The sequence below is a fragment of the Kitasatospora sp. MY 5-36 genome (assembly GCF_001182915.1).
Taxonomy (GTDB): domain Bacteria; phylum Actinomycetota; class Actinomycetes; order Streptomycetales; family Streptomycetaceae; genus Kitasatospora.
In genome coordinates this window covers 19,759-31,225 of the sequence record NZ_LFVW01000013.1, presented here as the reverse complement: position 1 = coordinate 31,225, position 11,467 = coordinate 19,759, and the positions used below count along the sequence as shown (strand labels likewise).

11 protein-coding genes and 1 pseudogene are annotated in these 11,467 nt (G+C 73.4%); 7 read left to right on the top strand and 5 right to left on the bottom strand.

The window, feature by feature from the left end; genetic code table 11:
• A pseudogene (locus tag AE652_RS01175) lies at nt 1–1,353 on the bottom strand (hypothetical protein); the annotation flags it as partial.
• Nucleotides 1,354–1,987: 634 nt separating this feature from the next.
• Here AE652_RS01175 and tgmA point away from each other — a divergent pair.
• The 3 genes from tgmA to tgmC are packed head-to-tail and all read left to right on the top strand — an operon-like array spanning nt 1,988 to nt 4,367.
• The gene (gene tgmA / locus AE652_RS01170) at nt 1,988–2,263 is read left to right on the top strand and encodes a putative ATP-grasp-modified RiPP (RefSeq protein WP_049649147.1); all 276 of its coding nucleotides are present in this window, start codon (nt 1,988–1,990) and stop codon (nt 2,261–2,263) included.
• Nucleotides 2,264–2,283: 20 nt separating this feature from the next.
• Nucleotides 2,284–3,228, top strand: coding sequence for an ATP-grasp ribosomal peptide maturase (gene tgmB / locus AE652_RS01165; RefSeq protein ID WP_234348169.1), 945 nt, complete (start codon nt 2,284–2,286; stop codon nt 3,226–3,228).
• Nucleotides 3,225–4,367 (top strand): ATP-grasp peptide maturase system methyltransferase, encoded by a 1,143-nt coding sequence (gene tgmC, locus AE652_RS01160; protein ID WP_049649145.1) that lies wholly within the window; start codon nt 3,225–3,227, stop codon nt 4,365–4,367. Before tgmB ends, tgmC begins: the two co-directional genes overlap by 4 nt.
• 27 nt (nt 4,368–4,394) lie before the next feature.
• Here the strand turns inward: tgmC and AE652_RS01155 are convergent, their stop codons facing one another.
• Together AE652_RS01155 and AE652_RS01150 are read right to left on the bottom strand one after the other, a co-directional pair.
• On the bottom strand, nt 4,395–4,757 hold the full coding sequence (locus AE652_RS01155; RefSeq protein ID WP_049649144.1) for a DoxX family protein: 363 nt from the start codon (nt 4,755–4,757) through the stop codon (nt 4,395–4,397).
• Nucleotides 4,758–4,816: 59 nt separating this feature from the next.
• Complete coding sequence (locus AE652_RS01150; protein ID WP_049649143.1) at nt 4,817–5,326, bottom strand: cupin domain-containing protein; 510 nt, start codon at nt 5,324–5,326, stop codon at nt 4,817–4,819.
• Between the two features lie 141 nt (nt 5,327–5,467).
• Here AE652_RS01150 and AE652_RS01145 point away from each other — a divergent pair, with 141 nt between their 5' ends.
• Nucleotides 5,468–6,217: a LysR family transcriptional regulator gene (locus tag AE652_RS01145; protein WP_234348168.1), complete on the top strand. Its 750-nt coding sequence runs from the start codon at nt 5,468–5,470 to the stop codon at nt 6,215–6,217.
• A 197-nt stretch (nt 6,218–6,414) separates the two neighbouring features.
• Here the strand turns inward: AE652_RS01145 and AE652_RS01140 are convergent, their stop codons facing one another.
• The gene (locus tag AE652_RS01140) at nt 6,415–7,371 is read right to left on the bottom strand and encodes a DMT family transporter (protein ID WP_082345146.1); all 957 of its coding nucleotides are present in this window, start codon (nt 7,369–7,371) and stop codon (nt 6,415–6,417) included.
• Nucleotides 7,372–7,440: 69 nt separating this feature from the next.
• Here AE652_RS01140 and AE652_RS01135 point away from each other — a divergent pair, with 69 nt between their 5' ends.
• The 3 genes from AE652_RS01135 (at nt 7,441) to AE652_RS01125 (ending at nt 10,478) form a co-directional block, all read left to right on the top strand.
• Complete coding sequence (locus AE652_RS01135) at nt 7,441–8,406, top strand: LysR family transcriptional regulator (protein WP_049649141.1); 966 nt, start codon at nt 7,441–7,443, stop codon at nt 8,404–8,406.
• 263 nt (nt 8,407–8,669) lie between these two features.
• Nucleotides 8,670–9,866 carry an acetylhydrolase gene (locus tag AE652_RS01130; protein WP_049649140.1) on the top strand — a complete coding sequence of 399 codons (1,197 nt, stop codon included), beginning with the start codon at nt 8,670–8,672 and terminating at the stop codon, nt 9,864–9,866.
• A 69-nt stretch (nt 9,867–9,935) separates the two neighbouring features.
• The gene (locus AE652_RS01125; RefSeq protein WP_049649152.1) at nt 9,936–10,478 is read left to right on the top strand and encodes a HEAT repeat domain-containing protein; all 543 of its coding nucleotides are present in this window, start codon (nt 9,936–9,938) and stop codon (nt 10,476–10,478) included.
• A 39-nt stretch (nt 10,479–10,517) separates the two neighbouring features.
• Here the strand turns inward: AE652_RS01125 and AE652_RS01120 are convergent, their stop codons facing one another.
• Nucleotides 10,518–11,297, bottom strand: a complete 780-nt coding sequence (locus AE652_RS01120; RefSeq protein ID WP_049649139.1) for an SDR family NAD(P)-dependent oxidoreductase — start codon at nt 11,295–11,297, stop codon at nt 10,518–10,520.
• Nucleotides 11,298–11,467 lie beyond the last annotated feature (170 nt).

Genomic DNA, 11,467 nt, shown 5'->3' with positions numbered 1-11,467 from the left:
CAGGACGGCGAGTTCGCCGACCAGTCGGCGTCGGCCGCTGACCGGCCGCCGGCGCACCCAGAGCAGGGCCGCGCGGACCGGGAAGCCCAGCAGGGCGATCAGGGTCGCGACCAGGGCCGCCAGCACCGCGCGGTCCCACCGGGGGGTGGGCAGCAGCACCAGGGCGAGCGTCGTGGCGAGCACGGCGGCGGGCAGGACGGTGACCGCCCCCTCGCCGATCAACCGCCGCAGCACCCCGGCGACGGATCCGCCGCGGGCCCGGAGCAGCCGGATCTCGGCGGCGCGCCGGTCGGTGGTGAGCGCGGCGGCCAGGAACAGCACCACGGTGGCGACGCCCGCGACGCCGACCGGTCCGATCACGCTGAGCGGCAGCGAGGCCCGGTAGCGCTCGTCCGCCCTGGTGAGGACGTCGCGCAGGCCGGAGACGGTGTGCAGGTCGGGGCGCCCGATCGCGTCGTGGAGAACGGTGGCGTCGTGCCCGGTCAGGAAGGAGGTGATGACGCCGCGGGTACGGTCGAGCTGGTCGGCGTGCAGCGAGGCGGGGTCGACGGGCAGCCGCCAGAAGTTCTCGGCGTTCGAACCCCAGTGGACCAACGCGGGCAGGCTGCCGCCGTCGACGAACCCGCTGGTCGTCCAGTGCTCGTGCTCGGCGTCGGTGTTCAGGCAGGCGCGGGCCGGGCAGCCGAGGTCGTCCCAGAAGGGGTCCTGGGGGTCGTTGACCTCGTAGAGGCCGACCACCACGGTGGTCCGCCGGACGCCCGCGCCCTCGTCGCCGTTGTCGATGACGTCACCGAGCTTGATGCGGATGGTCTCGGCGGCCTTCTTGCTGACCACGATCGGCAGCGGATCGCCGACGGCGCCGGGGGTCGGCCAGGTGCCGTCGGTGAGGGTGGCCCGGGCGCCCAGGTCGTGCAGGTAGAGCAGGCTGAGGGCCGGGTACGGCTCCTTGTCCGAGAGGTGGGCGTACCCCGGGTTGGTCATGTAGCGGTCGGCCAGGGCGCGGGCGCCGTAGGCCTGACCCGACGGGGACAGCGTCAGCCGCCCGTCGACCTGCTCGACGAGCTGGCGCTGCACCCGGTCGAGTTCGGCGATGCTGTCGTCCTCCCGCGTCTTGGAGGTGGTCCGCAGGCTGGTCGGGTTGACGCCCTTCTCGCTGACGAAGGACTGGAGCGCCGTGTCCGCGCCCCGGTCCATGACGAGGGGGAAGGCCGCCGCCAGGAAGACGGTGACGAACGCGAGGGCCGCCATGAGCAGCGCGGCCAGCGGGTTCGCCCGCAGCCTGGTGCGGACCCAGCGCGCGGGGCGCCGGGCGGTGTCGGGGGTGGGCACGCGGGTGCCGGCCTGGGTGGTCACATCTCCTCCACGTGGCGCGGGCGGGCGGCCACGTCTCGACGGCGGCGTCCGATGAGGAAGGCCGACAGCAGCAGGGGCGGCCGCGATCGCGGTCGCGTGCGGCGCACTGATCACCGGCAATCGGTCGCCGGATAGCGGACGATGCTGTCAGATTCGATCGAGGAACGGAAGGGATTCGCACGAATCAACTAAGCACTGAGCGAATTCCTTGCATTGGCGGGATCCGGGCCGGCGGCAAGTCGTCGAAATGCCATGCGCACTTCACAACTCCGGCTTCACCGCACGCCCTTGACCAGGCAACTTCTCTTTCCGGAATTCTCTACTCGAAACGGTGAACCCGCCAAGCCGCCCCAACCGTTGCCCCGGACGGAACCGCACAGCCACGCCCGCCAGGGGCGCGGCCGTGACGGTCACCCGCCCGACGGCGGCCGTGACCGGTCTCCGGTGCAGCGCTCGCAGACGGGCCCCGGGCCGGCGACGCCAACGGCCCACGCCCCGTGGCCGTCGGGGCGGGGCCCGGGAGATCGCCTCCGCAACCTGGCATATTCCGTCCGCCGGAACGGGCTTGAAAGCACCTTCGTGCACCAGCAAAGTGGTCGCCAGTGAACCGGCACCATCGATACGAGGAGGATGCATGACGCAGACGCCCGTACCGTGGGGCATCGGCAGGATGACGCCGTACGCGGCCACCACTGCCACGCTCCCGGCGCTCACGCCCGTGATCGACCCCGAGACGCAGATCGCGGTCGTCGTGGACGAGGACGGCCGCACGGTGGAACTGGGTTCCCACGGCACCAGCACCAGTGGACTCACCCCCACCAGCACCCGCCCCGGCGACGGGGCCGCGCCGGGCGGTGCGACCGACGCCGACAGCACCGAGTCCTACGACCAGGACCAGAGCGGCAGTTGACGCCGAGACACCGTCGGCCGGTGCTGGTGCTGACCAACCCCTACGACGTCACCGCGGACGTGGTCCTGCGCGTCCTCGCGCACCGCCGCTCCCCCGTGGTCCGTCTCGACCCCGGCACCGACCTGCACACGGGCGCCTCGCTGACCGCCTCGTTCCGTACGGGCGGCCGGCGGGGCACCCTGCGCACCCCGAGCCGGGAGCTCGACCTCACCGAGGTGGGGGCCGTGTGGGTGCGCCGGGCCTCGCCCTACGAGGGGCCGGCCGACCTCGACGGCCCGGAACGCCGCTTCGTGGCCTCGCAGTCCGTGTGGGGCGCGGGCGGCATCCTCGCCTCCCTCCCCGGGGCGCACTACGTCAACCACCCGTGGGCGAACCGCGCCGCCGAACACAAACCCGCACAACTCGCCGCCGCGCAGCGCTCCGGATTCGCCGTCCCGGACACCCTCATCACCAACGACCCGCAGGAGGCACGGGACTTCGTGGCCCTTCAGCGGGCCGGAGCGGTCTACAAGCCCGTGTGGAACACCCCGTACTCCGTCGACGGCGAACCGCGGGCCGTGTGGGTGCGGGACGTCCGGGCGCAGGAGATCACGGACGCGGTCCGGGCCTGCCCGCACCTGTTCCAGGCCCGGGTCCCCAAGGCGTACGACGCCCGGGTGACCGCCGTCGGCGACCGGCTGTTCGGCGTGCGGATCGACAGTCCGGACCTCGACTGGCGCCACCGGCAGGACCTGATGACCTGCACGCCGATCGCCGTACCCGAACCGGTCGCGCGGTCCGTGGCCGACTACCTCGGCCACTTCCGGCTGGTGTTCGGCGCGTTCGACTTCGCCGTCACGCCGGACGGCAGCTGGTCGTTCCTCGAATGCAACCCCAACGGCCAGTGGGCCTGGCAACCGCCCGAGACCACCGACCGCATCGCACACGCACTCGCTGACGAGCTGCAGAGAGGCCCCGACGCATGAGCACGTCCGAAGAGCTGCGCGCCGCCCTGACGGCCGACCTCGCCGAGAACGGCGCGCTGTCCGACCCGGCATGGATCAAGGCGGCCGAAGCGGTCCCCCGCGAAGCCTTCGCCGGGGCGTACTTCCTCCCGGCCGAGGGCAGCGACCCGACCGCCTACCGGCCGGTCCGGCAGGGCGACCCCGGCTGGCTGGAGGGGATCTACACCGATCGGACGCTCATCACCCAACTCGACGGCCACACCGGCGCGGACGAGGCGGACGGACAACCCGTGGTCGGGGCCCCGTCCTCCTCCTCCACCCTGCCGTCCCTCGTCCTCGGGATGTGGCAGCGGCTCGGCACGGACACCGGACACCGCGTCCTCGAAATCGGCACCGGCACCGGCTACTCGACCGCCCTCGGCGCCCACCGGCTCGGGGACGGAAACCTCACCAGCATCGAGTACGACCCGCGGGTCGCCGAACGCGCCGCCGCCGCACTCCGGGCCGCCGGCTACCAGCCCCGCCTCCTCGTCGGCGACGGACTGCGCGGAGACCCCGGCGGCGGCGCCTACGACCGGCTGATCGCCACCTGCTCGGTCCGCTACCTGCCGATGCCCTGGCTGCACCAGGTGAAGCCGGGCGGCCGCATCCTGGTCACCCTGTCCGGCTGGAGCTACGCCTCCGGCCTGGCCGAGCTCACCGTGACCGGCCCCGGCGAAGCCACCGGCCGGTTCCTGCCCGGCTACACCAGCTTCATGATCGCCCGCCCGCACGACCGCCCACCCCGCTCGACCCTCGCCATGCTGCCCGGCGACGAACGGCCCAGCCTGATCGACCCGGCCGCCGTCGACACCTGGACCGGCAGCTGGGTCGCCCAGCTCGCCGCCCCCTCCGCCGAACGCATGGGCAACGGCGCGACCCAGATCCTCTCCGACATCGCCACCGGCTCCCAGGCCCGCACCGCACCCCGCCCCGACGGAGGATGGACCGTCACCCAACGGGGCCCGCTACGGCTGTGGGACCGCGTCGAAGAGGCCGTACGGCTCTGGCGGCGGGCCGGCGAGCCGCACCAGGAAGGCTTCGGGATCACCGTCTCGGCAGCCGGACAACGGGTGGGGATCGGTACGGAGGACGGCCCGGGCTGGAACCTGCCGATCTGAGCGGTTGCACTGGTGGAGGGCAGTGCCCTACCAGAGTCCGGCGGCCAGCCAGACGGTCACGGCCGCGGTGCTGACGAGCCCGAGGTTGAGTGCGATCCGGCGGTCGCCGCCGGTCAGGTGGACGGCGACCGCGCCGGCCTGGAGCAGCACGAGGCCGACGGCCGCGGCCAGTGCCAGCGGGGGCGCGACGCCCGTCAGCGGCGGCAGGACCAGGCCGATCGCGCCGAGCACTTCGACCGTCCCCAATGCCCTGAGGGCGGGCAGGGGTACGCGGTCCGCCCAGGCCATCATCGGTCGGAGCTGATCGGGGCTGCGGGTCGCCTTCAGCGTGCCCGCGTAGGCGTAGAAGAGGGCGAGCGTTGCCGCGAGGATCCAGTAGGCGATGTTCATGGTTTCCGTTCGGTGTTCCTGTTCACGTGTCACCGGTCTACGGGGACCGGTCGACTGCTTCAGGCGAGGTCGGTGGCGGGCTCGGTCGCGTAGCGGCTCATCGCCTCGGCGTTGGCCTGGGGCGTCAGCGGCCGACCGTCGGCGAGCACCTGCTGGAGGTCCCGGAAGTACTGCACGTACAGGTCGGGGGTGAACGTGCTGAGCATGGTGGCGGGTTGGTCGGTCGGGTTGGCGAAGGTGCGCGGGGTACCGGGCGGGACCATCACGAGCGTCCCCGCGGTGGCGTCGTGGTCCTCGTCCCCGACGGTGAACCGCACGGTGCCGGAGAGGATGTAGAAGCCCTCGTCGTGCCGGGCGTGGCGGTGCTGCGGCGGTCCCTGGGTGTGCGGGGCGAGGACGGACTCGGCGATCGCGAGGCGGTGCCCGGTGTGGCTGCCGTCCTCCAGGACGCGCATGCGCGTGGTGCCCAGGACGATCGTCTCGCCGCCGCCGGGGCCCACCACCGAGAGGGCGGGGCCGGCCTGCGGTCCGTTGCTCCGTGTTTCCTCGGTCCTGGGCCCTTCGGCCATGGCTTCTTCGGTCCTGGCTTCTTCGGGCGTGGTTTCTTCGGGCGTGGTCTCTTCGCTCATGTCCACCAGTGCACCGCCGGGGCCTCACGGGTGTCCAAGACCCGTCCTGCGGTGTCGATACCCGGCGGGTATCGTTCCAGCGTGGAGCTTCGCACCTTGCGGTATTTCGTGGCGGTCGCCGAGGAACTCCACTTCGGCCGGGCCGCCACCCGACTGCACATGACCCAGCCGCCGCTCAGCCGGGCGATCAAGCAGCTGGAGGCCGAGGTGGGGGCCCTGCTGTTCGACCGCTCGCCCGCCGGCGTCTCGCTCACCCCGGTGGGCACGGTGCTGCTCGACGAGGCGCGGGCCCTGCTCGACCACGCCGACCGCGTCCGTGCCCGGGTGAGCTCGGCAGCCGGCGCCGCGACCATCACCGTCGGCATCCTCGGCAACCTCACCGACCCCGGCGTGACCAGACTGGCGGCCGCCTACCGCCGACGCCACCCCGGCATCGACATCCGCATCCGCGACACCGATCTGACCGACCCCACCTGCGGGCTGCGCGCCGCACTCGTCGACGTCGCCCTCACCCGGGCGCCGTTCGACGAGACCGCCCTGACGGTGCGCACGCTGCGCAGCGACCCGGTCGGCGTAGTCCTGCGCGCCGACGATCCGCTGGCCGGCCGCGGCCGACTCCGGCTCGCCGAGCTGGACGACCGCCGCTGGTTCCAGTTCCCCCAGGGCACCGACCCCACCTGGCAGTCGTACTGGAACGGCGGCAGGCCGCGCGAGGGCGCCGTGGTGCGCACCGTCCAGGAGTGCCAGCAGGCCGTCCTGTGGAACGGCAGCGTCGGCCTGGCCCCGCTCGGACACGACCTGCCCCCGCGGAGTTGGCCGTGGTACCGCTGACCGACATGGCGCCGAGCCGCGTGGTGGCGGCGTGGAACGGGGGCGACACCAACCCGTTGATCCGGTCCTTCGTCGAGCTCGCGACGGCCGCGTACCGCCGCTGAGCACCGGCAACCGGCCCGACCGGTGCGACCGGTGCGACCGGTGCGACCGGTGCTCGCGAACGAGCCGCCGCACGAGGGCATTTGTGGCCGGCTTCAGCCGTCCGCCGGAACCGGGACGGGAGAGGTCTCCGCCCGCGGCCGTTCCCGGCGGCGTCGGCCGCGTTCGACGATCGCGACCGAGGCGAGCACCACCACGGCGCCCGAAACCCGTCCGACGGTGAGACGGTCGCCGTAGCAGAGGGCGCCGGCGGCGACGGTCACCAGGACCTCGGTACAGGACAGGATCGCGGCGGTCGGGGCTCCCACCGCCTGTGTCCCGGCGAACAGGCACAGCACCGGGACGACGGTGGAGCACAGGGCCAGCAACGCGATCCACGTCCACGCCGGTTCGGACGGCAGCCGCAGTCCACCGGTCGCCGTGCCGAAGACAGCCAGGCCGGCGCAGGCCCCGGTGCACACCAGTGCGGACAGCAGCAGCGGATCGAGGCTCTTCACCAGACGGTCGGCGGCCGTCAGGTACAGGGCGTAGGTGACGGCGGCCCCCAGCGCCAGCAGCACACCCGCGGTGTCGGCGCCCGGCCCCGCGCCGCCCGGACCGAGCACGCAGAGCACCCCGAGCGCGGAGCAGGCCAGTGCGGCCAGCCGGTAGCGGTCGGGAGACTCCCGGCGCAGGACGAGGGCGAGCAGCGTCACCACGGCGGGGTAGGCGTAGAGCAGCAGCGCGGCCAGCGAGGCGTCGATCCTGGCGACCGCGCCGAAGTACGCCGCCGACTGGACGGCGTACCCCACGGCCCCCAGGGCCAGGCCCGCCGAGAGCATCCGCCCGTGTGGGCGGCGCGGGTGCGGCGGGCGGCGCGGGCGGCGGCAGACCACCACGGCCCAGAAGACGGCGGCGGCCAGCGCGAAGCGGGCGGTGAGCACGGTGGTGACGCCGGTACCGGTGGCGAAGGCCTGCTTGGCGAACACCGGAGCGAGGCCGAATCCGCTCGCCGACACCAGGCAGAGAACGGCCCCGCGGGCCGCGACACGGGACGGGGGTCGAGTAGTCACACCCAGAAGCTAAATCCGCCGGATCCATCGAGGTAGCCTTGCTTTCCTGTCGTATCCACAGGAGATTCCTTGATCACGCTCCAGCAGCTGCGCTGCTTCCAGGCCACGCTGGAGCACGGCTCGTTCACGGCCGCCGCGGCCGCGCTGGGCTACGCACAGCCGTCGATCTCCGAACAGGTGCGTCTGCTGGAGAAGCACCTCGACACCAGACTGTTCCGCCGGGTGGGCCGGGGCCTGGTCCCCACCGAGGCCGCCCGAGCACTCCAGCCCCACGCCACCGCCGCACTGGCCGCGGTCGACGCGGCCGGCCGGGCGGTCGCCTCGGTCCGCCAGGTGCTGACCGGAACCGTCCGCCTCGGCGTGTTCCGCACCGCGCGCCACTACCTCGGCAGTCATCTGGTGGCCGATGTCCTGACACGGCACCCCGGACTACGGGTCGAACTCGTCGGGCCCCACTCCGTCCCGGTGCTGGAACAGCTCCGCCGCGGCGCGCTGGAAGTCGCCGTGGTCGCCCTGCCCTTCGGCGGTGCGGACGTGACGGCCCGCCGGGTGATGCGGGACGAACTGGTCTACGTCAGCGCCGATGCGGCGCGGGCCTCCGCCCCCGTCACACCGGCGCAACTCGCCGCGGCGCAGCTGGTCCTGCCCGATGTGAGCTGGCGCCAGGAGGACTCCACCCGCCGGCACCTGCTGGCCGGCGTGCAGGCGGTGGGCGGCTCGCTGCACCCGAGGATCGAAGTGGAGGAGACGGAGACGGCGCTGGAGATCGCGGCGACCGGCCTGGCCGACACGGTCACCTGGCGCGGCGTGCTGCACGGGCTGGCCGAGCGCGTGCCGCCGGGGCTGCACTGGGCCCCGCTGTCGCCCCCGCTCCACGAGACGTTCGCCGTGGTGCACCCGCCGAACGCCGAACTGTCGCCCGCCGCAGAAGCGGTGGCGGCACTCGCCACGGCCAGGATGAGACGACTGGACACCGCCGTCCGCAACGCCCCGCTCATCGGCTCCTCCCGAGGAGAGCCGCTCCCCCCACCGTGACGGACGAGAAGCGCCAGCTGGTCCTACCGGCGCCGCGGCCGCCTCCGGGCGGCGTCAAGCCCCGAGCACTCGGCCTGTGTCCTCCCCGCAGCTGCCGGGGTACGGCATGCGCAGTACGCCCGCTTCCCGGTTGTCCGCCGTACGGCCGGGAATCGCGGGCTCCTGTCATCCGCGGAGGTGATGCGTTGCTACACCGCGGAGATGACGGTGTCTCAGTCTTCACGGCGAGGTCGGATCGGAGTTCGCGACCTACCGTTTCTCACATGACCAGACTCCGTCGCACCGCCGTGGCCGCCGTGCTCGCCCTCGTCCTGCCGCTACCGATCGCCGGGGCGAGTTCGGCGCTCGCGGCGCCCGGGCCCGGCGCCGCTCCCGCCGCCGCCTCGGCGGAGGTGTCCGCCGCAGAGCTCGACCTGCCCCGGCCGACGGGGTCGCAGGCCGTCGGCCGCAGCACACTGCACCTCGTCGACCGGGACCGCCCGGACCCGTGGGTGCCGGCCGCGGGGGCGCGGCAGTTGATGGTGTCGATGTACTACCCGGCCCGTCCCGGGACGGGCGGTCCGGCGACCCCGTACCTGACCGCCGAGGAGGCCCGGCTGCTACTGGACTTCCAGGTGCCGGGCGGCACCATACCGCCCGAGGCGGCCACCGGCCTCCACCCGTGGGCCCGCACCGACGCGCGCCCGGCGCCGGGCAGGTACCCGCTCGTCGTCCTCTCCCCCGGGTTCACGCTCCCCCGCGGCACCCTCACCGGCCTCGCCGAGGACCTGGCCAGCCGCGGGTACGTCGTCGCCGCCGTCGACCACACCTACGAGACCTCCGGCACCACCTTCCCGGACGGGCGCACCCTGACCTGCGCCGTCTGCCAGGACCTGAACGACGACAGGATCGCGGCCGTCCCCCCGAGCCGGGCCAAGGACATCTCCTTCGTCCTCGACCAGCTGACCGGCCCCCGCCCCGCCTGGCCGCACGCCCGCATGATCGACCGGGACCGGATCGGCATGGCCGGGCACTCCATCGGCGGCAACTCCGCGGCCAGCACGATGTCCGCCGACCAGCGGATCCGCGCCGGCGTCAACATGGACGGCAAGTTCTTCGACCCGTTCCCCGCCGGCGGCCTGGACGGACGGCCCTTCCTCCTTCTCGGCACCCAGTCCGTCCACAACCCCTCGGGCTGGGACACCACCTGGAACGAGGCCTGGGCCCGCACGGACGGCTGGAAGCGCTGGCTGTCCGTGACCGGCTCCGACCACGGCAGCTTCACCGACGCACCACTCATCGGCGCCCGCGCGGGCCTGCCCGACCCCGAGGCCATGCTCGCCCCACTGCGCGCCGAGAAGATCACCCGGTCCTACGTCGGCGCCTTCTTCGACCTGCAGCTGAAGGGCATCCCCCAGCGGCTGCTCGACCGCCCGTCGGCGGCGTACCCGGAAGTCCTCTTCCAGCAGCCCCTCCACTGAGCCCGGCGGCCCCTCCCCCGAGGCGAAATCCCTTTGCCCGGCCGCCTCGCGTGGTTCGACACTGAGCCCATGCTCGGATTCGTCAGGACCGACAACGAAGCCCTCGTCTCGTGCCTGGGCGACCCGCAACGTGCCGTAGCGGCCTACCGGGAGCTGCTGCGGCGCACGGAGGACGCGCTCGGTGCCATCCGCGCCGGCCTGTCCCACGAGAACGCAGCCGTACGGGAAGGCTGCTGCCGGCTTCTGGACCACCTGGTCGATACCGAGTCCATGGGCGAGCTCATCACCATGGCCGACGATCCCGACGCCCGGGTCAGGATCGCCGCGTTCCACGCCCTGGCGTGCGACCGGTGCAAGGGGGACACGTGCGCACCGGGCGCGGACCGGGTCCTCGAACCAGCGCTGCGGCACCTGGCCTCCGACCCCGACCCGCGGGCCAGGGCGATGGCCGCCGAGCTCGTCGGCAAGTTCGCCCACACCGATGCCCGAGCCGTCGCCGCCTTGCGCAGGTCCTCCGCGCAGGACCCGAGCCCGGCCGTCCGGAAGAAGGCAGGATGGTTCATCCCCGGAGGGGCCGTCTACGAACGGACCGCCCCTCACCCGCCCAGGTGACAGGACAGCCCTGACGTCCCCGAAGGGGCCCGGTCCCGGTCACGCCGGTGGGATCGGGCCGAGGTAGGTGCCGCCGGAGGCGTCGATGGTCTGGCCGGTCACCCAGCGGCCCTGCGGGCCGGCGAGGAAGCCCACGACGTCCGCGACGTCCTCCGGCAGGCCGATCCGGCCCAGGGCGGTGATGGACTCCAGTCCGGCCATCGCCTCCGGGGCGCTCGTCCACGCGGAGGTCATGTCGGTGAGGATCACGCCGGGGTTGACGGTGTTCACGGTGATCCCGCGCCGGCCGAGCTCGTTGGCGAGGGGCGCGGCGAGGGCCACCAGCGCCGTCTTGCTGACGCTGTAGCCGATCTGGAGGGGCGAGCCGATCCGGGCAGCGGCCGAGGCCACGTTCACGATCCGCCCGCCGTCCCGCAGCAGCGGCAGGGCCCGCTGGATCACGAAGACCGGCGTGCGGACGTTGATCGCCATCACCCGGTCGAACTCCTCCTCGGTGATCTGCCCGATCGAACCGGCCAGGTGGACGCCCGCGTTGTTCACCAGGACGTCCAGGCCGTCCTCGCCGTGCTCCGCCAGCCCGGCCGTGAGGCCCTCGAACAGTTCGTCCAGCGCGCCGCTGGTACCGAACCGGGCCCGCACCGCGAACGCCCGGCCGCCGGACTTGGCGATCAGCTCCACGGTCTCCGCGGCGGCCTCCTCGTTGCCGCCGTAGTGCACCGCGACCAGCGCCCCGTCGGCGGCGAGCCGCAGCGCGACCGCCCGCCCGATCCCGCGCGACCCGCCCGTCACCAGTGCCGTCCTGCCGTCCGGTTCGCCCATGGCCGCCGCTCCTTCGTACCCGCCCCGGCCGAGTCCGGGGCCGGTTCCGGATCGTCACGGCCCGATGCCGGACAACCCCTGATACATGCCCGGCGCCGGAGCGCTGATGCCACCCGGCGGGCGGCGGCACGACAACGGCCCCGGCACGGGCGGTACCGTGCCGGGGCCGT